General features: G+C 60.5%; 19 protein-coding genes. 10 read left to right on the top strand and 9 right to left on the bottom strand.

Going from position 1 to position 22,123, the window contains the following annotated elements; genetic code table 11:
• Positions 1-59: 59 nt before the first annotated feature.
• Together Q1W15_RS03140 and Q1W15_RS03135 are read right to left on the bottom strand one after the other, a co-directional pair.
• Positions 60-803 carry a response regulator transcription factor gene (locus Q1W15_RS03140; protein ID WP_300720126.1) on the bottom strand — a complete coding sequence of 248 codons (744 nt, stop codon included), beginning with the start codon at positions 801-803 and terminating at the stop codon, positions 60-62.
• Positions 784-2,058, bottom strand: a complete 1,275-nt coding sequence (locus Q1W15_RS03135) for a GAF domain-containing sensor histidine kinase (protein ID WP_300720125.1) — start codon at positions 2,056-2,058, stop codon at positions 784-786. The genes Q1W15_RS03140 and Q1W15_RS03135 overlap by 20 nt, the downstream gene beginning before the upstream one ends.
• Positions 2,059-2,328: 270 nt before the next feature.
• On the opposite strand from Q1W15_RS03135, the gene Q1W15_RS03130 reads away from it, so the two are divergent.
• The 5 genes from Q1W15_RS03130 to Q1W15_RS03110 are packed head-to-tail and all read left to right on the top strand — an operon-like array spanning position 2,329 to position 7,716.
• Complete coding sequence (locus Q1W15_RS03130; protein ID WP_300720124.1) at positions 2,329-3,351, top strand: ABC transporter substrate-binding protein; 1,023 nt, start codon at positions 2,329-2,331, stop codon at positions 3,349-3,351.
• 24 nt (positions 3,352-3,375) lie between these two features.
• Positions 3,376-4,830, top strand: coding sequence for a sugar ABC transporter ATP-binding protein (locus tag Q1W15_RS03125; RefSeq protein ID WP_300720123.1), 1,455 nt, complete (start codon positions 3,376-3,378; stop codon positions 4,828-4,830).
• Positions 4,827-5,831, top strand: coding sequence for an ABC transporter permease (locus Q1W15_RS03120; protein WP_300720122.1), 1,005 nt, complete (start codon positions 4,827-4,829; stop codon positions 5,829-5,831). Before Q1W15_RS03125 ends, Q1W15_RS03120 begins: the two co-directional genes overlap by 4 nt.
• On the top strand, positions 5,828-6,790 hold the full coding sequence (locus Q1W15_RS03115; protein ID WP_300720121.1) for an ABC transporter permease: 963 nt from the start codon (positions 5,828-5,830) through the stop codon (positions 6,788-6,790). The genes Q1W15_RS03120 and Q1W15_RS03115 overlap by 4 nt, the downstream gene beginning before the upstream one ends.
• Positions 6,791-6,804: 14 nt before the next feature.
• Positions 6,805-7,716 (top strand): SMP-30/gluconolactonase/LRE family protein, encoded by a 912-nt coding sequence (locus Q1W15_RS03110; RefSeq protein WP_300720120.1) that lies wholly within the window; start codon positions 6,805-6,807, stop codon positions 7,714-7,716.
• Positions 7,717-7,831: 115 nt separating this feature from the next.
• Here Q1W15_RS03110 and alr read toward each other — a convergent pair whose 3' ends face one another.
• The 4 genes from alr to Q1W15_RS03090 form a co-directional block, all read right to left on the bottom strand.
• The gene (alr, locus tag Q1W15_RS03105; RefSeq protein WP_300720240.1) at positions 7,832-9,061 is read right to left on the bottom strand and encodes an alanine racemase; all 1,230 of its coding nucleotides are present in this window, start codon (positions 9,059-9,061) and stop codon (positions 7,832-7,834) included.
• Between the two features lie 477 nt (positions 9,062-9,538).
• Positions 9,539-11,947, bottom strand: coding sequence for a TonB-dependent siderophore receptor (locus Q1W15_RS03100; RefSeq protein ID WP_300720119.1), 2,409 nt, complete (start codon positions 11,945-11,947; stop codon positions 9,539-9,541).
• A gap of 111 nt (positions 11,948-12,058) precedes the next feature.
• Positions 12,059-13,039, bottom strand: a complete 981-nt coding sequence (locus Q1W15_RS03095; protein ID WP_300720118.1) for a DUF4880 domain-containing protein — start codon at positions 13,037-13,039, stop codon at positions 12,059-12,061.
• The gene (locus Q1W15_RS03090; protein WP_300720117.1) at positions 13,036-13,545 is read right to left on the bottom strand and encodes a sigma-70 family RNA polymerase sigma factor; all 510 of its coding nucleotides are present in this window, start codon (positions 13,543-13,545) and stop codon (positions 13,036-13,038) included. Before Q1W15_RS03090 ends, Q1W15_RS03095 begins: the two co-directional genes overlap by 4 nt.
• A gap of 312 nt (positions 13,546-13,857) precedes the next feature.
• Here Q1W15_RS03090 and ggt point away from each other — a divergent pair, with 312 nt between their 5' ends.
• Positions 13,858-15,633, top strand: a complete 1,776-nt coding sequence (gene ggt, locus Q1W15_RS03085; RefSeq protein ID WP_300720239.1) for a gamma-glutamyltransferase — start codon at positions 13,858-13,860, stop codon at positions 15,631-15,633.
• A gap of 41 nt (positions 15,634-15,674) precedes the next feature.
• Here ggt and Q1W15_RS03080 read toward each other — a convergent pair whose 3' ends face one another.
• Positions 15,675-16,388 (bottom strand): murein L,D-transpeptidase catalytic domain family protein, encoded by a 714-nt coding sequence (locus Q1W15_RS03080; protein ID WP_300720116.1) that lies wholly within the window; start codon positions 16,386-16,388, stop codon positions 15,675-15,677.
• 141 nt (positions 16,389-16,529) lie between these two features.
• Here Q1W15_RS03080 and Q1W15_RS03075 point away from each other — a divergent pair, with 141 nt between their 5' ends.
• Positions 16,530-18,089, top strand: coding sequence for a L,D-transpeptidase family protein (locus tag Q1W15_RS03075; RefSeq protein WP_300720115.1), 1,560 nt, complete (start codon positions 16,530-16,532; stop codon positions 18,087-18,089).
• An 81-nt stretch (positions 18,090-18,170) separates the two neighbouring features.
• Here Q1W15_RS03075 and Q1W15_RS03070 read toward each other — a convergent pair whose 3' ends face one another.
• Positions 18,171-18,524: a VOC family protein gene (locus tag Q1W15_RS03070; protein WP_300720114.1), complete on the bottom strand. Its 354-nt coding sequence runs from the start codon at positions 18,522-18,524 to the stop codon at positions 18,171-18,173.
• 184 nt (positions 18,525-18,708) lie between these two features.
• On the opposite strand from Q1W15_RS03070, the gene Q1W15_RS03065 reads away from it, so the two are divergent.
• Positions 18,709-19,335 (top strand): hypothetical protein, encoded by a 627-nt coding sequence (locus Q1W15_RS03065; RefSeq protein WP_300720113.1) that lies wholly within the window; start codon positions 18,709-18,711, stop codon positions 19,333-19,335.
• A gap of 29 nt (positions 19,336-19,364) precedes the next feature.
• Here the strand turns inward: Q1W15_RS03065 and Q1W15_RS03060 are convergent, their stop codons facing one another.
• Complete coding sequence (locus Q1W15_RS03060; protein ID WP_300720112.1) at positions 19,365-19,925, bottom strand: acyltransferase; 561 nt, start codon at positions 19,923-19,925, stop codon at positions 19,365-19,367.
• A gap of 290 nt (positions 19,926-20,215) precedes the next feature.
• On the opposite strand from Q1W15_RS03060, the gene Q1W15_RS03055 reads away from it, so the two are divergent.
• Both Q1W15_RS03055 and umuC read left to right on the top strand, forming a co-directional pair.
• Positions 20,216-20,644, top strand: coding sequence for a LexA family transcriptional regulator (locus Q1W15_RS03055; RefSeq protein ID WP_300720111.1), 429 nt, complete (start codon positions 20,216-20,218; stop codon positions 20,642-20,644).
• Positions 20,634-21,914 carry a translesion error-prone DNA polymerase V subunit UmuC gene (gene umuC / locus Q1W15_RS03050; protein ID WP_300720110.1) on the top strand — a complete coding sequence of 427 codons (1,281 nt, stop codon included), beginning with the start codon at positions 20,634-20,636 and terminating at the stop codon, positions 21,912-21,914. Before Q1W15_RS03055 ends, umuC begins: the two co-directional genes overlap by 11 nt.
• The last annotated feature ends 209 nt before the right edge of the window (positions 21,915-22,123 follow it).

Here is a 22,123-nt window from a genome sequence, read left to right as displayed (position 1 = left end):
ACCCCATTACCCGCTGCCCGCGCGACATCCGCCAGTTGAGGCGATAGCCCGCTTGGGGGTTATTGGCGTGGGTAGTTGAAGCGCGGGTCCTTGAGCCATTCCTGTAATTCGATTTCAGCCTGTTCCAGGGCGGTGCGGTTGAGCAACTTGCGCAGCAGCGCTACGTTCACCGCGCGGGCCCGCAGGTTAAACGCCGGGGCGCTGTCGCCGTCATCCGTGGGCTGGCGTACCCCCAGTTTTTCGTAGAGCTGCTGCAAGCGGTTTTGCACGCTGCGCAATGACAGGTTGCGACGTTGCGCGATGATGCGATCCGTCAGCCCCAGCGCAATGTCTTGCAGCACCTCATACTCGGTGTCAGTCAGCCCCAGTAACTGGTTCTGGCTTTTTTGCTGCACCCCGCGCACTTCCCGGTCGATCACGCATTGCTGCTCGATAAACAGGCTGCGCAAGGCCAGCCGCAGGCGGTCTTCCGAGGCGGTCTTGAGGATGTACCCGTAGGCTGCGCCCTCTGGAACGATGCGTGATATCCCGCGTACGTAGGCTTCGTCGGCGTAGTTGGACCAAAACATGATTGAGGTGTGCGGGCGCTCGCGCCAAATCGCCCGTGCCGCTTCAACCCCAGTACGGCGGGGCATCTGCAAGTCCATGACCACCGAGGTGATGGCAAATTCCTGGGCCAGTCGCTCGCCGGCCAGCCCGTCTTCGGCTTCGTACAGGCGCTCGCATTCCGGGAGGGCACCTTCGATCACCTCCTTGAAAAAGGCGCGGTGCACCGGGTCGTCTTCAATCAGCAGAATATGCATCGAATGTTCCTTGTGCGGTATACGGGTGCGCGGGCAGCGGCAGGCTGATTTGCACGCAGGTGCCTTTGCCGTCCGGGCCTTTGTCGATTTGCACCTGGGCACCGAGCAGTTGCGCACGCACGTGCATGTTTTTCAGGCCGCCGGTGTCCGGGCGGCCAGCGGTGTCCAGCCCCGGACCATCATCGAGAATGGTCAACCGTAAATGGCTGATGGTGGCGGTAATTTCGACAATGATTGCGTGCGGCGCGGCGTGTTTGATGGCGTTGTTCACGGCTTCTTGAATGATCCGGAACAGGGCAATTTTTTGCGGTTCGGCCAAGTCGTTGGCCAGCCCGTCGGTGTAGTCGCGCAGTTGGGTGACAATGCTCAGGCCGCTGTTGCGCACGCTGCGTAGCAGCAGGTCTTCCAGCCCCTCGACAAACCCGAACAACTGCAAAATGGTCGGTTTGACAGCGTCGATGATCAAGCGCAACTCCTGCATGCTTTCCTGCAAGGCCAGCCCCACCGGGGCCAGTTCGGCGGGCGCGATGCTGTCGAGCAATTGCAGGCGCGCAATGCGCCGGTGCAGGCGGGTCATGTCGGCCAGCGTCTGGTCGTGCAGGTCCATGCCGATGCGCTGACGCTCGTTTTCCAGCTCTTCGGTCAGGCGCAACACCCCCAGGCGCAGGCCTTCTTCGCGGGCACGGATTTGCGCCTCGGCAATTGCCAATTGCTTGGCCTGTTCGGTCTGGTTCAGGGCGTACAGGTAGGAGGCCAGCAGGTCGGCCACGTGCTGGGTGTGGCGCACGTCGTCCAGGGTGTAGAAGTGCGCCGCGTGGGTAGAGCAACTCAGCGCACCGATGACTTCACCCCGGGCGCGCAAGGGCACGTGCAGGCGGCTGCGCAAGTTTGCGTCGAAAATCGGGTGGTTCAGAGCGCCGGGGAACTGAAAGCGCTCATCGTTCATGGCGTCGTCACTGAGGATGTACGGCGCTTGCCCCAACAGCAGCGTGCGGATCGGGCTGCGGGCGATTTCCAGCGGGTGGATCGCAAAGTCGCTCCACGACGTGTGCACACCGGTTTCGTAGGCAGACAAGTGACTGTGGTCGTCCAGCAGCAGGCTCACATCGAGGTGATCGTGGGGCAGGATAAAGCGGATTTCTTCGGACACCGCTTCAATCATGGATTGAAAATCCAGACGCCCGGCCAAGGCTCGGGAAATGCCCAAAAAGTGGTGCAGCACGTGTTCAGCGGCGAGGGGGATTCGTTGTGTCATGGCCTGCGATCCATCCAGAGGCCCGCCCGCTGGCGGTGCCGAGGGGCCAGTATGACCCAAAGTGGGGCCGCCGCCGCATGCTGAATGCTGCACGGATGCGCGTTTCTTTTGCGGGATCCCGCAGGTTATTTGCGAGTAAAGGGTATCAAGTGTGCACTAACGCCCCAGACAGCAGCCCCCCGGCCCAAGCAGACTGATGGCGTAGTTCAGTTACAGGTACGACCGAATCATTCGGCGGCCGATGCCCACAATAATAAAAAGGGTTTTGCCATGGAACGTCTCACGCTGCGTTGCGCTTTGCTGTCTTCTGCATTGCTGCTTACCCCCTTTATGCACGCCCAGGCCGACACGGCTGATAAAACCATTGCCCTGTCCAATAACTACGCCGGTAACTCCTGGCGCCAAAGCATGCTGAGCAGCTGGCAGCAGACCACGGACCACGCCGTCAAGGCGGGCACCATTAAAGGTGCCGACTCGTTCACCACGGGCGAAAACCAGGCCACCGAGCAGGCCGCACAAATTCAGAACCTGATCCTTCAGGGCTATGACGCGATTGTGATCAACGCGGCGTCGCCCACGGCGCTGAACGGTGCCGTTAAGCAGGCCTGTGATGCCGGCATTATTGTGGTGTCGTTCGACGGCGTGGTGACTGAACCGTGCGCGTACCGCATCTCGATGGACTTCAAGCAAAGCGGCCTGGACGGTATGGATTACCTGGCCAAGCGCTTCCCTGAGGGGGCCAATGTGCTGCAAGTGCGCGGCCTGGCCGGGGTGTCGGTGGATGAGCTGATTCATGCCGGTGTGGTGGAAGGGACGAAGAAGTACCCGAACCTGAAAATCGTTGGCTCGGTCAACGGCAACTGGTCGCAAACGGTGGCGCAAAAAGCCGTGGCCGGGATCTTGCCGGGGCTGCCGAAAATCGATGCGGTGGTCACTCAGGGCGATGATGGCTTTGGCGTAGCGCAAGCGTTCCAGACCGCCGGGCGGCCGTTGCCGGTGATCGTGTTTGGTAACCGCGAAGAAGAACTCGCCTTCTGGAAAAAACAGAAAGACGCCAACGGTTATCAGGCGTTCTCGATCTCCAGCGCTCCGAGCATTGCCAGCTTGGCCTTTTGGGTCGCCCAGCAGTTGCTGGACGGCAAGCAAATGCCTCACGACCTGTTGTCGCCCGCGCTGAGCGTGACCCAGGACACGCTGGAAAGCTCGCTTCAGGGCCTTGAGAAAGGCAGCATCGTCAGCCAGGTGTACAGCGTCGATGACGTGGCCAAACTGACCGAAGCCAAAGCGAAGTAAGCACGGCCAGCCAAGGAGAGTGTCATGACTGTGACTCAACCAGCGCTGGTTGACCTGAAAGGGGTCGGCAAGCGTTTTGGCGCCGTGCGCGCATTAAATGACGTCAACCTGACATGCCAGGCCGGGGAGTGCCTGGGCTTGATCGGGCATAACGGCGCGGGTAAATCGACGCTGATGCACATTCTGGCAGGGACCTTGCGGGCCGATGACGGCCAGCTGTTTATGGCCGGGCAGGACGTGCGCAGTGGCTACTCGGTGCAGGTGGCACGCCAGCACGGTATCCGCTGCGTGTTTCAGGAGTTGTCGCTGTGCCCCAACCTGAGCGTGGCTGAAAACACCCGGCTGATGTGCCCCGGCCTGCGCGGTTTTGGCTGGCGGCGCAAGGCCGGTGCGTTGATTGTGGCGAGCCTGGACAGCATCTTCCCGGGGCATGGCATCAGCCCCGGTGAAGTGGTGGCCGACTTGCCGATCGGGCAGCGGCAGATGGTCGAAATTGCCCGCGCTTTTACCTGTGTTGATGAACACCTGGCGCTGGTGATTCTCGATGAACCGACGTCTTCGCTGGACGCGCGGGTGGCCGAACAACTGCTGCAACACGTGCGTCGCTACGTGGCCAGTGGCGGTTGTGTGGTGCTGATCAGTCATATTCTGGGCGAGATGCTCGCCACCTGTGACCGCATCGCGGTGATGAGCGACGGCTGTGTGGTGGACGTGCGCGCCGCCAGTGCCTTTAACCACGCATCGTTGGTGGAAGCCATGGGCACCATGGCCAAACCCCACAGTGAGCATGAAGTGTTTGTGTCGCGGCGGGCCACGGGCACGCCGCGGGTTTCACAGCGCCCGGCGCGCCAGCAAAACGACCGGGTAGTCGCAGCCTGGCCCGGCGAAATTGTCGGCTTGGCCGGGCTGGCGGGCCAGGGGCAAAGCCAATGGCTGGTGCAGTTGCTGCGCGAGCGGGTGGCCAAAGGTCAGAGGGTGGCGCTGGTGGCGGGCGACCGGCAGACCGATGGGGTGTTTAGCCTGTGGTCCATCGCCGAAAACATCACCATCAGTTCCCTGGCGGCCCTCAAGCAAGGTGCCTTGATCGACCCGCAAGCCGAGCAGGCCATGGCGGCCAAGTGGCAACAGCGCATGGGCATTCGCACACCCGACATGAACAACCCGATCCTCTCGCTCTCCGGTGGCAACCAACAGAAAGCCCTGTTTGCCCGTGCCTTGGGCAGTGACAGTGAGCTGATTCTAATGGACGACCCGATGCGCGGTGTCGACGTGGGTACCAAGCGCGAGGTGTACGCCATCATCAAAGAAGAGGCGGCCCGGGGGCGCACGTTTATCTGGTACACCACCGAACTTGAAGAACTGGACCACTGCGACCACATCTACGTGTTTCGCGGCGGTCAGGCGGTGGCCGACCTGCCGCGCAACGACCTCAGTGAAGCGCAAATTCTGCGCAGTTCCTTTCAGGAGGAGGTGGCATGAACGCGCCTCAACCCATGACCCTAAAACCTCAACCCATGCTCACCGCCACCCACACCGGCGCGGCAGCCGTCAACCGTGCGCGGTTGTTACGCAATGCCTTGCCAGCCCTTTCACTGGTGGTGCTGCTGGCCACCATTTTTATCATGCAACCACGGGCCATGAGCTACATGGGCATGAACCTGATGCTCAACCTCGCGGTGCCGATTGCGCTGGCAACCATTGCGCAGATGCTGATCATCACGGTCAATGACCTGGACCTGTCGCTGGGCAGCTTTATCAGCTTCGTGGCCTGTGTGGCCGCGACCCTGCTCAACGATCACCCGGTGCTGGGCTGCCTGGCGCTGCTGGGCTGCGTGGGCGTGTATGCCTTGCTCGGCGCGCTGATTCACTTGCGCCAGTTGCCGTCGATTGTGGTGACGCTGGGCATGTCGTTTATCTGGATGGGCGGTGCCGTGCTGTTGCTGCCCGCGCCGGGCGGCAGTGCGCCGCAATGGTTGCAGGCGCTGGTCAAAATCAAGACCCCGCTGTTGCCCTTTGCGGTGGTGGCCTGCGTGGTGCTGGCCGTTGTGGTGCACCTGTTTTTGATGCGCTCCACCCTGGGCGTGGTACTGCGCGGTGCCGGGGGTAACCCGCTGGCGATTGCCAAGGCCGGTTGGTCGTTGCTCAAGATCAAAGTCACGATGTACGCACTGGCCGGAAGTTTTGGTGTGCTGTCGGGGCTGTTTCTGGTGGGGCTGACCACGTCGGCTGACGCCAATATGGCGTTGCGTTACACCTTGCTGTCGATTGCCGGGGTGATTCTGGGCGGCGGCGAGTTCACCGGCGGCCGGGTATCGCCCATCGGTGCGGTACTGGGGGCGTTGACCCTGGTGTTGGCGGGTTCGCTGTTGTCGTTTATCCGAATCTCGCCCGATTGGCAGATCGGTGCCCAGGGGGCCATTTTGATTCTGGTGCTGGCCTTGCGCACCGCCGTTAACCGCCTGGAGGTACGCCCCGCATGAACCTGTCCTTGCATGTTAACCGGGTGCGCAGCAAGCCCTGGCTCTGGTCGTTTCTGGCCGCGTTACTGGTATGGCTGGCCACGCTGGCGTTTACCGGCGGCGAGGGCGCGGGTGCCCTGACCACCAGCGCGTTGGCTTTTTCGGCGTTCTTTGTGATCGTCGGGGTGGGGCAGATGTTTGTCATCACCACCGGCCCCGGCAATATCGACCTGTCGATTCCGGCCAACATTGCCCTGAGCGGGGCGGTGGGCATGAAATTGATGGACGGCCAGGACAGCCTCATCGCGCTGGGGGTGGCCGGGGTACTGGCGGTGGGCGTGGTGATCGGGTGCGCCAACTACGCGTTGATCCGTGTACTGCGCATTCCGCCGATCATTGCCACCTTATCGGCCAGCTTCCTGTTGCAGTCGTTGGCCATTGCTTATGGCCGCAGTGTGCGCATTGCGCCGCCGGAGCTGTTCTATCAGTTCTCCACCGGCCACGTGCTGGGCATTCCCTACCTGGCGTTGGCTGTCGTGGCGCTCACCGTGCTTGCCGGCTATGTGCTGAGCCGCAGCCTGTACGGGCGCTGGACCCTGGCCATCGGCCAGAACATGCGCGCGGCCGAATTGGCGGGCGTGCGGGTTGAGCGTGTGCGCTGGGCCACTTATGTGCTGAGTGCGGTGTTTGCCAGCGTGTGCGGCGTGTTACTGGCCGGTTTTTCCGGTGGCGCGTCGCTGAGCATGGGCGATGAATACCTGTTGGCTTCAATTGCCGTGGTGGTGATTGGCGGCACCTCAGTGGCCGGCGGCTTTTCCAACGTACCAGGCCTGTGGGGTGCGGCACTGTTTCTTTATTTGCTGGTGAGCATGCTTAACACCTTTGGCGCGAGCGCCGGTGTACGGCTGATTCTGACCGGTGTGATCATTATTGCGGTGATAGCCGCCGTTAGCGGGCGCAAAAGCCTGCGCAGCCTTTGAACCAGGGTTTGACCATGAGCGACGATATTTACGAATTTCACGATAAGCGTTTCTACAGCCTGACCCTGCCCAACACCCAACTGGAGCACCTGTACGGCCAGTGCCGCTGGGCTGAAGGCCCGGTGTGGTTCAACGACGGCGGCTACCTGTTGTGGAGTGACATCCCCAACCAGCGCATTTTGCGCTGGACCGAAGGGCAGGGCGTGTCGGTATTTCGCCAACCCTCCAACTTCGCCAACGGCAACACCCGCGACTTGCAAGGCCGCTTGATCACCTGCGAGCACGGCAGCCGCAGTGTGACGCGCACCGAGCCAGACGGCACGATCACCACCTTGGCCGACCGGTTCGAAGGCAAACGCTTGAACTCACCCAATGACGTGGTGGTGCACCGTGATGGCGGCATTTGGTTCACCGACCCGACCTACGGGATTCTCAGCGATTACGAAGGTTACCAGGCCGAACCGGAACAGAGCGGGCGTAACGTGTTTCGCATCGACCCGCACACGCTGGTCCTCACCTGTGTGGCGGACGATTTTGAACAACCCAACGGCCTGGCGTTCTCGCCCGACGGCAACACCTTGTATGTGGCCGATTCCGCGCGCTCCCACGACCCTGACGCCGCGCACCATATTCGTGCCATTGAGGTGATCGATCAATGTCGGCTGGGTGCGTCGCGGGTACTGGCGCACATTGACCCGGGCATTCCCGACGGTTTTCGGGTGGATGTGCAGGGCAATATCTGGACCAGTGCCGGTGACGGTATCCAGTGTTTCGATGATCAAGGCGTGCTGCTGGGCAAAATCAAACTGCCCGAAAAAGTGGCCAACCTGACGTTCGGCGGCCCACGGCGCAATCGGCTGTTTATCGCCGCCAACACCTCGCTCTACATGATCCACGTGGCTGTGGCGGGGGCGCAATTCCCATAAGGCCGGGGCCACCCAGGCCGCCGGTTCGCGCAAGGTGCCCGGCCCCCGCAACAAGGGGCCGGAGCAACAGCCTGCACGGGCGTGCAGGCGGGTAAAAGGCTGATACGAGCGGGGGTTATTTTTCGATCAGGATTTTCGGGTTGGAGTTACCCCAGACGGTGTACAGGTCGGCCAGCAGTGCGCCGTTGATGTCTTCCACTTCGGCCTGGCTGATCTGGGCGTTGCCCTGTTGGCCGAACAGCACCACTTCATCGCCGCTTTTCACGTCCGGCGCATCGGTGACGTCCACCATCAGGGTGTTCATCGACACTTTACCCACCACCGGCACGCGGTGGCCGTTGATCAGCACGATGCCTTTGTTGGTGAAGGCGCGGCGGTAACCGTCAGAGTAGCCCACGGTGATGTTGGCCAGTTTGGAGTCGCGGTCCAGGGTGAAGGTGCGGTCATACCCGACCGTGTTGCCCTTGGGGTAGTCGTTGACCGACGCCACATGGGACTTGAACTGCATCACGCGTTTGTATTGGGTGTGCGATGGCACGGTGTCACCGAACAGCGCGCCGCCAGGGCGGACCATGTCCAGATGCGACTCGGGCACCTCCAGGGTGGCGAACGAGTTGGCCGCGTGCAGGGTGATTTTACTGCGGTCCAGTTTGGCTTCTTTCATCAGCCATTGCGCCTGTTCGTTGAAGGCCTTGAGACCGGCGCGTACATCGTCAGCGTCTTCAACGGCGAAGTGGGTCATGATCGCCCGCACCTGCAAGTTAGGTACTTGAGTGATCGCTACTGCATCACGGCGGCCCTGTTCGGTGGCCATTTCTATCCCGTTGCGGCTCATGCCGCTGGAATTCAGGCCCAGGTGCACCACCAATGGTCGGCCGTGTTTTTCGGCAATGCTGGCGGCCTGTTTGGCGAAATCGAGGTTGCCCACCAGTTCTTCCATGTTGTACGGCAGTGCGGCTTCCAGCTCGCTCAGGGCGGCGGTGCGCACGCGGATCAACTGGCCCTTGAAGCCGCTTTCACGGACCACGCGGGCTTCTTCGTTGCTGGCAACACCGATGCAGGGCACGCCCATGGCGATCACAGAGGGCATCAGCAAGCCGATCCCGTGGCCGTAGGCATCGGCCTTGAACACGGCGCAGAGCTTGGATTTGCCATCCAGCGTGGTTTGCAGGGCGCGCACATTATTTTCGAAGGCGGCCTTGTTGATTTCGACCCAAGCGTTGCTGTCTTGCGTGGTGACCTGGGCCACGCCGCTGGTCATGGACAGAGGCGGGGCGGCGAAGGCCGGGTTGTGCAGCAGAGCCATGCCCAAAGAGAGGGCGAGCAGGGTGCGAGAGAAGGGCATCATCTGAGTTTCCATTCATTTTTTTTTGGTAGGGACAAGCGCGGGCGATACTAGGAGCGGCCCGCCGCAAAGTCACGCCCCTGGCCGCTGATCTGACTGAATGTGTCGCATTGTAAGACGCAGCCGTGAGCGTTAAAAAAATCAAGGGACCTGAGGGTGACTCTTGATTTGAGTGCATATCCATTGCTGCGGTCACGGCCACTTAAGGTTCCGGCTTTACGCCGTGGGCCGGCCGCGATCGGCCAGCGTGGTTTACAAAAGCGTGTAGACATTCTGTAGGAACGAGCTTGCTCGCGATCCTTTGATCTTTAAAAGCCAAAGATCGCGAGCAAGCTCGCTCCTACAGCAGATGACAAGGGGTAGCCGAAGGCACCGTCACAAAGCAGCAGGCCCAAGCCCGGTTTTGATACGCGTTATTGAGGTTGTAGGAGCGAGCGTGCTCGCGATCTTTTTAAAAGAGCAACACGTGTAGGCCGTTTAGAAATCCCAGCGGGTGCTGAGCATGACGTTGCGCGGGTCGCCGTAATAGGCGGTGTTGTAGAAGCCGATGTTGGTGTAGTACTTCTTGTCGAACAGGTTGTTGGCGTTCAGGGTCGCGGACAGGTTGTCGGTGATCTGGTAGCGTGCCATCACGTCAACCAGCCAGTAGGCGTCTTGTGAGAACTCTTGGTTCTGGGCTTTGACCCGGTTGTAGAGGTTCTGCCAACTGCGACTTTGCCAGCGCGCGCCGCCGCCCACGGTCAGGCGGTCCAGTGGGCCCTTGAGCGCGTAGGTGGTGTACAGGCTCAACTGGTCTTCGGGCTCCCAGGTGGAGATTTTCTTGTCTTCGCTGTCGCGGATGATTTTGTGGGTGTAGCCCGCCTGGGCTTGCCAGCCAGGAGCCAGTTCACCGGACATTTCGGCTTCGAAGCCCTTGGCCTTGGCTTTGGTACCAATCGAAGCGTAAAGGATCGACGGGTTGGTCGGGTCGGCGTTGTATTCGGCGTCGGGCTCGGCACGGTTGTCTTCATGCACTTCGAAATAGGCCAGGCTGGTGTTGAGCTTGCCCCCGTAGAACTCGCCCTTGAGGCCCACTTCGTAGTTTTTGCCTTCGTCCGGTTCCAGCACCTTGTTGTTGCGGTCCCGGTTGTAGGTTTGTGGCATAAAAATATCGGTGTAGCTGGCATACGCCGTGAAGTGGTCGTTCAGGTCGTAGGTCACGCCCACGTAAGGCACCACGCGCCCGGTCTCGGTAGACTGGTAGTCGCCGGTCAGTTTGTAATTGGCGATGCGGGTGCCCAGCAGCAGGTTCAAGTCATCGGTCAGGTTGAAGCGTGCGGTGATATAGCTTGAGGTTTGCCGCGTGGTGGTGTCGTTGTATTGCGTGGGCGCGCCCCAGTCCGGTTCGGCGATGTGGCCGTCAAAGTTCCAGAAATCGATGACTTTGCTGCCCGGAAATGTCGGGTTGCCGTAGTCTTTGCCGGTCCAGTGGGCATTGGAGGCCGATGCACCGATCACCAGTTCATGTTCACTGCCCGCCAGGCTGAACGGGCCGCTGAGGTAAGCGTCGGCGGCGTCGGTGCGGGTCTTGCCGGTGAATTTGTTGGCATACAGCGTGGACAGCCCGGTGGCCGTGAAAGGCCCGTCCATCACAGAGCCCAAGGGCGCGTTATAACTGTTGATCTGATGGGTTAACTGCGCCTTGCCGACCCAGCCGTTGGCGAAACTGTGCTCCAGGGTTGAAAACACGCTTTGGGTGGTCTGCTCCCAGCGGCTCCAGTTTGCCCCGTTGTTGTAGCTGCGCTTGACGTCGATGCGGTCGCCTTTGCGGTCGAACAGCGGGCGGCTGCCCGACCAGCCGGAAGCGTGTGGGTCGTTGTTTTGATAGTCAAAGCCTACGGTGAGCAGCGTGTCCTCGGTCAGGTCGGCTTCCAGGGAGCCGAAGTAAACAGCGGTCTTGCGTTCATAACGCTCCATAAACGAGCGTTTGTCCTGATACGCCACCACCCCGCGGCCGCGCACGTTGCCGCTGTCGGTGAGTGGGCCGCTGACGTCGACTTGCGAGCGGTAGTTGTCCCAGCTTCCGGCGCCCAGTTCAAGGCTGGCCTTGAAGTCGCGGGTCGGCTTTTTACGGATCAGGTTGAGGGTCGCGCCGGGGGCCCCGGCACCGGTCAACAGGCCGGTCGCCCCCTTGAGGATTTCCACCCGGTCATAGATGGCCATATCACTGAGGGTTTGCCCCGAGGAATAGGCTGAATTGCGCAGCGTTGGAATGCCATCGTACTGGAAGTTTTCGACCGAGAAACCGCGGGCGTAGTAGTTATTGCGCTCGCTGTCGAAGGTGGACACCGTGATGCCCGGCGTGTGCCGCATGACATCGTCGATGGAGTTAAGGCCAAAGTCATCCATGTGCTGACGGGTGATCACGGTGATTGACTGCGGCGTTTCACGGGGCGACAGCACCATGCGCGTGGCAGTGGCGATAGTGCCCGGCGTATAAGAGCCGCTGCCTTCGGTGATGGTCCCCAACTGGTTGGCATTGACCTGGGTGGATTGCAGCTCCAGCGGGCCGCCCGGGGACGACGGCCTGGCCATGACCCGGTAACCATCACCGTCGCTGACCGCTTGTAGCCCCAATGGGGCGAGCAGGTGCTCAAGCCCTTCGGTCACGGCGAAGTGGCCGTTCAGGCCCTTGCTCTGGATACCTGTGGTCAGCGCTGAATCCACCGCGATCATCACGCCGGATTGTTGACCAAAAGTGCCCAACACGCGGTCCAGGCTACCGGGGGCAATCTGGTAGACATGATCGTCAGCGGCGGCGAATGCACCGTGGCTGGCCGTGGCCAGGGTGAGACCCAGCACGACGTGACGCAAAGCGCTGGCAAGGGGGGTAAGTCGGTTATGCATAGAAGCGGTCCATGAGTGAAAAGGCTCGGCGGTGCGCTGTTATTCAGCGTCTTCCTTGAACCTGATGCTCGAGACGGAAAAAACTGCCAGGCGGGTGAAAACTTTTTTGGCCTAGGCGGCCACGACCGTGGCCCAGTAGCCGAACACCCGTTGCACGCGGACTGGCAACACCCGGGTGAGCAGGTCAAGGCTGGCGTCGGGATGGTCGAGGGAGAACGCTCCCGAAACTTGCAAGGCGGCCACGGTGGGGTCGCAGCGCAACAGGCCGGGGCGATAACGGTTGAGTTGGGCAATCACTTGCGCCAACGGCATGCGGTCGGCGATCAACTGGCCCGAAACCCAGGCCTGGTCCGTGGCCGTTACCGGGCTCGGCGCGGCGGCCACGCGGCGGTCGAACGTCACTTGTTGGCCGGTGTTCACCTGAAAGTGATCACCCTGGGTCAATTCAACCGACGCGTTTCCGGCTAGCATCTGTACCTGTGTGGCGGGCAGACCGGGCAGGTCATGGCTGATGATCAACCGGGCATGGGGTGTCGGGCGGATCACGCCGTTAGCCGTGGCAACGGTGACGGGCACGGTGGTACTGCTGGTCAACAGCACGCGGCCCAGGCTCAGGCTCAAGTTGACGCCGTGGGCGGTGGTTCGAGCATCGAGGGCGGTATGGGTGTCCAGCGTCAGGCCCACGCCGCTTGCCACTTGCAATTGCTGGCGCTCGCCCGTTGCCGTGCGGTAATCACTGAACAGCGTGGGCAGCAGCACCCGCTCGCGCACGGCAAGGCCCGTGGCCAAGGCGATGCCCAGGCCAGCGAACCCCTTGAGCACCGTGCGCCGTGAGCTACCCGTACGGGCGTGCAGCAGGCCGCGCACCCCGGCAGGTGCCAGTGAATGCGTGCTTTCGCGAATATCGCGGTTAAGCCCGGTCAGCCGTTGCCAAGCCATTTCATGGGCCAGCGACTGCGTGCGCCACTGCTGACACGCCAACCGTTCGGCTTCAGTGCTGATGCCGGACTGCAACGTCACCATCCACAGCATGGCCTGGTCGATCACGTCCTGGTCCAGCGGCTGCGCCGAAGTGGCCTGGAACCGGCTCATGGCAGATACACAGCGCTGTAACAATGGCGATACGCTCTGAGCATGGCTTTTTGCACCACATTGACCGTCAGCCCCATGCGGTCGGCGATTTGCGGGTACGTCAGCCCGTCCAGTTGCGAGAGTAGAAACACCTCGCGAACCTTGCTCCCCAGGCCGTCTAGCACTTGCCCCACGGCGTCCAGCGCTTCGAGCACCAGCAGGCGTGCCTCCGGTGAAGGCATGTGCCGGGGCTCCAGCAGCGCCAGTGATTCCAGGTACGCCCGCTCCAGCGCCTGGCGCCGGAAATGCTGGCCGCACAAGCGACTGGCCAGGGTGGTCAGGTACGCACGCGGCTCACGCAACGGCGCAGGTATTTCGCTGCGCAGCATGCGCACAAAGGTGTCTTGGGCCAGGTCCAGCGCCTGCTCCTGATTGCCCAGCTTGCGGCGCAGTAACTGCACCACCCAGCCATGATGCTGGCGGTAGAGTTCATCTACCGCGCCGTGTGTAGTCGAAGAGGGGACCATGGGTTGCACTTCCAGGACGGGCACTGACAAGGATCGCAATGATAGCGCTTCTCATTAACGTTGTCTCGACTGGTACACTTCTCACTTCTCTTAATCAAATTTCTGTCGCTTTGTGCCGGCGCAGGCGGTTGCCTCTGCGGGCAAAAACGGCTTTTACTGCATACCCGGAAGCGGTCCGGTGCTCTCAGGCGTGTGCTGCACGTGACGCCTGACGTGTTTATTGTCATGCGTGCGACCCGACACAAGGGACATTATTTGACCACCATCCTGTCTTTTCAAAAGAACCTCCCGTACGTGATCGGCCTGTCAGCGTTGGCCTTGTGGCTTGCGGGGTGCAGTAGCGAACCCCGATCCTCGGATAACTCGGGCGTATTACCCCCGGCCCCCGAAATTGCTTCCGGGTACCGCTCAGGCATGGCACCGGTGCATGCCAAGCGCCATATGGCGGCTGCGGCCAACCCGCTGTCCACCGCAGCGGGCCAGGCCATGCTGCAAAAAGGCGGGTCTGCCATTGATGCCGCCATCGCCATGCAAGCCGTGTTGACGCTGGTTGAACCTCAGTCCAGCGGCATTGGCGGCGGGGCGTTCATTGTGTACTGGGACGGTGAGCGGGCGCAGGCCTTTGACGGTCGTGAAACCGCCCCGGCGGGGGTTGACCCGCGCATGTTCCTCGATGCTAAAGGCCAGCCGATTGCATTTGCCGACGCTCAAACAGGGGGGCGCTCGGTGGGCGTACCGGGGGTGTTGAGGGCGCTGGAAATGGCCCATCAGCAGCATGGCAAGCTGCCTTGGCGCGACCTGTTCCAGCCGGCCATTGAATTAGCCAAAGAGGGTTTTCCGGTGTCCCGGCGTTTGCACACCCAGATCGCTGCCGACCCCTCTATCGCTCTGTCTGCAACCCTGGCCCCGTACCTGTTAACCCCTGATGGGCAACCGTTGCCGGAGGGCACGCGGCTGAAAAACCCGGCCCTGGCGAACACCCTGGAGGCCATTGCTCACCAGGGCGCTGATGCGTTCTACCAAGGGCCGGTGGCGCAGGCGATGGTTGAGCAGGTCAATGGCCATGCCAAGCCCGGCTCACTGTCGCTGAGCGATCTCAACGGCTACCGGGCCAAGGAGCGTCAGCCGGTGTGTGGCGACTATAAGCAGTGGACGGTCTGCGGCATGCCACCGCCGTCTTCTGGCGGGGTTGCGGTGCTGCAGACACTAGGCATTCTGCACGCTCTGCAACAGGTGTCGCCCGCCCATGACCTGGCCAGCCTGGGACCCGTGAAGAGCGCCATGGGCGATAACCTGGAGCCTTCTGCCCAGGCCGTGCACCTGATTGCTGAAGCCGAGCGGCTGGCGTATGCCGACCGTGCGATGTACCTGGCGGACAGCGATTACGTGCCGGTCAATGTCAAAGGCCTGCTGGATGCCACGTATCTTCAGCGCCGGGCTGCATTGATCAGTGAGCGCAGCATGGGCCGTGCCCAGGCCGGCACGCCGCCGGGCACGGCCGTGGCGTTGGCCCCGGACCGGTCCGGGCTGCGCATTTCAACGTCTCAGATCGCCGCCGTCGATGACCAGGGCGGTGCGCTGTCGATGACCACCTCCGTGGAGGCCGCTTTCGGTTCACATGTGATGGTCAACGGTTTTATTCTGAACAACCAACTCACCGACTTTTCCTTTGTGCCCGAAGAGCAGGGCAAGCCTGTCGCCAACCGGATCGAGCCCGGCAAGCGGCCACGCTCTTCAATGGCCCCGACCCTGGTGTTTGATCGTGAGAGCGGTGCGCTGCTAGCCACCCTGGGCTCGCCGGGCGGCTCGCACATTATTCCTTACGTCAACAAGGCGCTGATCGGGCTGCTGGACTGGAAGCTCAACCCTCAGGACAGCATCGGGCTGCTGAATTTTGGCAGCCGCAATGTGGGAACCGAGGTAGAGGCCGGGCGCGTCAGCCCCTTGCTGATCCAGCAATTGAAAGCGCGTGGCCACGAGGTGTCGGTGATCGACATGACCAGCGGCACCCAACTGATTGTGCGCGACCCCAACGGTTGGGCGGCCGGTGCGGATCCTCGGCGCGAAGGCAGCGCACTGGGCGATTGAGCTGCCCCCCGGCACGGGGGCTCGGCCTTGGCGGGCGCGTCTCAGCGCCCCTTGGGCGTCACGATGCTCGCCACCAGACGGGGTTGGCAGTTGAGGTAAGCCGAAGATTTGAGCCAGCGCTGGTCGGGGTACCAGGCAAACATGAACTGACCGTCCTTAAGCTTGTCTACCACTTGGCGCGCCACTTGCGGCCGCACGGCCGGGCAGCCCTGGCTGCGGCCAATGCGGCCTTGGGTCTGGCTCCACAACGGATTTACATAGCTGGCCCCGTGAACCACGATGGCGCGGTCACGGGCGCGGTCATTGATGCCCGGCTCCAGGCCGTCCATGCGCAACGAATAACCGTTGCTGCCCTGATAACTTTCCTGAGTGCGGAACAGGCCCAGGCTGGACTGGAAACTGCCTTCACTGTTGGAAAACTGGGTGGCGAAATTTTCGCCGGAGTTTTGCCCATGGGCCACCAGGTCGCGCAACACCAGGGTTTTTTTGTTCAGGTCGAAAATCCACAGGCGCCGTGCCGTGGAGGGTTGTGAGTAATCGATCACCGCGAGGTGACGGGCCTGGGCCGCGCCGTTGTTCACGGCACATTGCATGGCGGCAAGGGCGTTTTGCAGCACCAGAGGGTTGAGTTGGGGAGCGGCATGGGTAAGGCGCTTGAATAACACCGGTTGTGCAGCAGTGGCGGCGAACACGGGGCTTGAGACTGCACCCAGGGTCGCGGCGGCCAGAAAAAACCGTCGCAGAAAGATCAGCATAGATAAAGAATTTCCACTGTTGAATGAATACCTGACATACCGTCGAATTAATGGCACGCCTGAACTGAGCGGCTAGCCTTAAGCGAGCGACGGGTAACTCGGTTGACCTCAACCGTATGACCATGGATTGGAGTTAAGCAGTTGATCAAAAAACACGCATATTACTTGAGCCTTGCCTTGCTCGCATCGCCACTGGTCGCGCTGGCCGACGAGGTGCCGGTGGACCCGGCCACCCTTATGCAAGTAGCGCTCAATCAACTGCCGCAGGCGTGCCCAACGCTGGCCCCCGCCCTGAGCCCTGCCAGGCAGGGGCTGCTGCAGGCCTTCTATGCCGGGCAACACTATCAGCCGGTGTGGGCCGAGCCGGGGCGAGTGAGCGACTTGCAGAGCGCTTTGGCCACCTTGGCCGATGATGGCCTGAACCCGCAGAGCTACCGGTTGCCCGACGCCCGCGACCTGTGTGCCGACATCGAAACCTCTCACCACTACCTCAAAGCCCTTGAGGACCTGCACTACGGTCGCTTGGCGCAGTCACGCTACGAACCGGTCTGGCATGCCAACGAGGTGAAGCCTGATCGTCAGGCCACGCTATTGGCCATGGCCGGGCCGGGGGTGCAGAACGTCGCCGTAGCCTTCGAACAGGCACGCCCGTCGCTTGCGCTTTACCAAAACTTGCGCCGTGTATATGCCCAGGAACGCGTCAAACCGCTGCCTCAATGGCAGCCGATGAGCAGCGGGCCGGTGCTCAAGCCCGGCATGCAGGATGGGCGCGTACCGGTGCTGGCCCAGCGATTGCTCAGTGAAGGCTACCTGAGCCAATTGCCCAAAACCTCCGGTAATACCTACGGCCCGGAGCTGGTATCGGCGGTCAAAAGCTTTCAGTTGGACCACTCGCTGCAAGCCGACGGAGTGATCGGTGCGGGCACCCTGGCGCAAATCAACGTCAGCCCGCAAATGCGCCGTGATCAATTGCGCATCAACCTTGAGCGCTTCCGCTGGCTGGCCCAGGATTTCGAGCCCACCAGCCTGCTGGTCAATGTGCCCGCCGCCTTACTGATCGTTTATCAGGATGGCGTACCGGTGTGGCAGACCCGCACCCAAGTGGGGCGCGCCGACCGTCAAACGCCGTTGCTCAAGTCGCGGGTGACGCGCCTGACCCTCAACCCGACCTGGACCATTCCGCCGACCATTTTCAAAGAAGACAAACTGCCGCAAATACGCCGTGACCAATCGTTTCTGAGCCGCCATGACCTGCAAGTGCTCGACAGCAACGGCAACCCTCTGGCGGCACAGACTATCGACTGGGATCGCCCCGGTAATATTCTGTTGCGCCAGGGAGCAGGGCCGAGAAACCCTTTGGGCAAGATTGTGATTCGCTTCCCCAACCCGTTTTCGGTTTACCTGCATGACACGCCGAGCCAGGCGCTGTTCAGCAAAGGCCCACGGGCGTTCAGTTCGGGGTGTGTGCGGGTTGAATCGGTGTTCCAGTTGCGTGACTGGCTGCTCAGCCCGGCGGAAAAAGCCCGGTCCGAAGCCTTGCTCAGCACCGGCGTAACCCGCGAGTTCCCGCTGAGCAGCCCCATGCCCATCCTGATGAGCTATTGGACTGCCCAAGCCAGCACGGATGGCAAAGTCACCTACGCACCAGACATCTATAACCATGACCCGGCCTTGATCAAGGCGCTGGTCGACACACACTGAAACGCGGGTAGGCAGGCTCGCGACCTTTTGCGGCTTAAACGGTCGTGGGCTTTCTGCTACATGCTTTTGTGCCGTCGCTTCTTATGCTGCTGTCCAGACAGCCAGCTCATAGCCGTCCAGGTCGGTGAAGTGAAAGCGCCGCCCACCCGGGAAGGCAAACTCGGGCCGGGTCACCTTGCCGCCTGCCGCAATGATGGCCTGTTGCGCCAGCCCCAGGTCGTCGGCGTACACAATAATCAACGGCCCACCGGGGCGAACCGCTTCGCCAGTGGTAAACCCGCCCGTCAAGCGGCCGTCGCTGAACTCGGTGTAGGTAGGGCCATAGTCTGTGAATGCCCACTTGAACACCGCACCGTAGAAGGCTTTGCTGCGCGCGATATCGTGGACATTGAATTCGAGATTGTCGATTTTGAAGTGACGGTTGTCGTGGGTCACCGGTATCTCCTTAATAGTCGTGAAAGAGTGTGAAGGCTTGTGACAAGGACCTTTCACCCGACCCTTGCAGGGAACATCCTCCGCCAAGCCCCGTCCAATGTATTCAATCGGATTTTTCATACGAGTTTCATAGGGTAAGCTGCGTGCCCTGCGACAGATTGCCTACATTCTTCAAGAGGAACACATGGACGTAAAGATGTATGTCACGCAATACGCGAGTATCTCCGTCATGTTTCCGACGGCCTTGGTCGTGGCGGCCTGGTTGTGGTCAGGGGCATCGAGAAAAGCCGCTTTTTGGTGGCTGTGCGTAGTCGCTGCGGCTTACGTCGTCGTGGCGACCAGCAAAGTGATTTTCAAAGGTTGGGGGTTTGGCCTGGAAAGCATGGATATTGCTGTGATCAGCGGCCATGCGATGAATGCCTGCCTGGTGTTTACCGTCATGCTGAACCTGTTATTGCGACAGTTTGACGCCCGTTGGCGCTGGCCGGCCCTGGCGGTCGGGCTGCTGGCCACGTGGTGGTTCAGTGTCAAGTATGTAGGCCAGACCATTCACCCTTTGCCCGAAGCCATTGCGGGGGCGTTGGTGGGGTCGGCGGCGGCGTGCGTGTTCCTGTTCAAACTGGAGAACCGCCCCATCGGCAAAATTCCCCAGCCCGCGCTGATGGTCGGGTTAGCCGTCATGCTGATATGCAGCCAGGCCCCTAAACTGTCAGCCGAAGGTATGCTTAACCACGTTGCCACCTCCCTGTCGGGTGCTGAACAGGCGTTCAAACGACCGCATTGGCGGGAAATGCCCGGCGGGCGGGCGTAAGCGCTTGCATGTTCCGCCCGCCGTAAGGGTTATTGCTCTGCGGCCAAGTAGGCGTGTTCAAGCTCAAGAAGGTCCTGTTTACGGTTCTTGATGCGCTTGGCCGGTATGCCGAAATAGATACCCCAAGGGTCGGTCGATTTGGTCACCATTGACATGGCCCCCACTGAACAGCCTTCCGCCAGGTTCACACCGGGCAGCACCAGTGACGAAGTCCCTACAATTACATGCCGGCCTATATAGACAGCTGCTTTAGCCTCGTTTTTATAGGCGGCTGGAACGGTCGGGTTTGTCAGGGTTTTACCCGAATAGTCGTCGGACTGTGTAAACACATGGCAACCGTAGGCGAGCCCGGAAAAATCATCAAGGGTGACGCCCAATTCCCCTCCAGCCACATTGTTGAAAATAGCAATGTGCACATTTCGGCCCAATGTGACGGTTCCCGAAATCACGCAGAAATCGTCAATGCGGGTGTTGTCGCCTATTGAAATTCGGTCGCAGTTATAAATCGCGGCTTTATCGCTGATTTTCACGTTGTTACCGAGCTTCTTGAAGCCCATTTCTTTCAGTGCGTGTGCCGTCAGAAATGCCATGCGTCTGTTTCCTTGTGCTGTTGATGAGTGCCGATCAATCGGTAAAGCCCTGCCAGCAAAGAGTGGGCTGTTGCGATAAGGCTCATTTGAGGAGGGCATGATAGGCGTTAATTAAACGCAGGCGATGGGTTGATTGTCATCATCGCGGGTGATTGCCCGGTTAGCGGGCAATTGGCAGGCCGCTACCGGGTGGCGACGACCCTCTCGTCGAAATACCTGAAGGAGTTATTGACCAGAATCTTCCTACACAGTTAACTGTATATTCATACAGTTAACGAGAAGTCCACGTCATGAGCTTCACACTATTGGGCCCGCTGGCTGAGGGCGGGGTTGGGCTGGCGCTATGGTCGTTCAAGGTCCCGGCCGGTTTTCCGTCACCGGCGGCAGATCATATGGACAAGGTCATCTCGCTGGACCAGGTGCTCAACGTGCGCGCGCCGCATGTGTTCCTTGCGTCAATCGATGGCGACAGCATGCAAGGCATTGGTATTTTCTCGGGTGACCTGGCGGTGATTGATCGTTCGATTGAAGCCGTCAACGGCCATGTGGTGGTGGCGCTGCTCAACAACGATCCCATCTGCAAGCGCCTGTGCATCCGTGGGAAAGACATCATCCTGCAGTCTGAAAACCCTCGTTACCCCGATCGGTACGTCATGGAGGGTGACGATTTGTCTATTTGGGGCGTGATTACTCATAGCGTGCGCAGCCATGGTCATTAAACCCGAGCCCGTGTTTGCTCTGATCGACTGCAACTGTTTTTACGCCAGCTGCGAACGCGTGTTCAGGCCTGACTTGAGCAACGTCCCGATTGTGGTGCTGAGCAACAATGATGGTTGCGTGATCGCACGCAGTTATGACGCCAAGCCCTACGTGAAAATGGGCGAGCCTTATTACCAGGTCAAACACCGTCTCGAAGCGCTGGGAATAGTTGCGTTTTCATCAAATTACGCGCTGTACGGTGACATGAGTGAGCGGGTGATGAGCGTGATTGAGTCCATGGTGCCGGCCGTTGAGGTGTACAGCATTGATGAGTCGTTTGCGGACCTGACCGGCATGCCGGATGCCAGCGCTCTGGGCAGGGCGTTGCGCGCAAAAATTCTCAAGTGCACCGCCATTCCGGTGGGTGTCGGTATCGCACCGACCAAAACCCTGGCCAAACTGGCGAATCACACCGCCAAGCGCTTGCTGGCGCACACGGGAGGTGTTGTGAACCTGTGCGGTGAGCATGAGCGCAACTGGGTGCTGCGTAACACGCAGGTATCTGAAGTCTGGGGCGTGGGCCGCCGGATGACGGCTCACCTTGCCGGGCTGGGTATTTTGACTGCGATGGACCTGGCCCGTGCTGACCCGTGGACACTGCGCAAAAAATTCAGTGTGGTGATCGAGAAAACGGCTCGTGAACTCGCAGGCACGCCGTGCCTGGAACTGGATGAGCCCGACCCTCCCAAGCAGGAAATCTGCTGCAGCCGTATGTTTGGCAGAAGGCTGACTGAACTGGAGCCAATCAAAGAGGCCGTGGCCACCTATATGATGCGCGCCTCGGAAAAGCTGCGAGCGCAGCAGTCCTACTGCAAGAAAATCAGAGTCAGCATCCGTACAGGCATGTTCAACCCGGATGAAGCCAAATATGCGAAAGGGGTGGTGGTGACTTTGCCTTACCCGACAGACGATGTGCGGCTACTGACCAAAGCCGCTGTGGATGCACTGGAACACGTGTTCCAGCCCGGATACAAATACAGCAAAGCCGAGGTGCTACTGCTGGACCTGCGGCAACCGGGTGAGTTTTCAGATGATCTTTTTGCCGTTAATCAACCCGAAAAAGCGACCCGGGTCATGGCGGTGCTGGATGAAATCAACGGGCGTTGGGGGCGTGGCACGTTGCGCGTTGGCAGTGTGCCCGGCCAACCCGACTGGGGAATGCGCAGAGACATGATGAGCCAGCGGTATACAACGCAACTGGACCAGTTGTGGCGGGTGTCGTGCCGGTAGCCGTAAGGCATAAAAACCCTGTCGGCCAATTGATAATATTTCGAAATTGACAGTATAAGTATTGAGCTAAAAAGGCATAAGAAAATACTTCCGTTTAGCTTGACACGCTGTTGGGCCTTGATTCGAGATCACGCTAAATCTGTAATTCCTTTTTAATACAATCAGTTATCGAATGAGAACGAATTAGACCATGCAGTCAAATAATGACC

This window comes from Pseudomonas sp., assembly GCF_030150285.1.
GTDB lineage: Bacteria > Pseudomonadota > Gammaproteobacteria > Pseudomonadales > Pseudomonadaceae > Aquipseudomonas.
The sequence above is the reverse complement of the archived record's forward strand: the minus strand, read 5'-3'. Positions and strand labels throughout refer to the sequence as shown.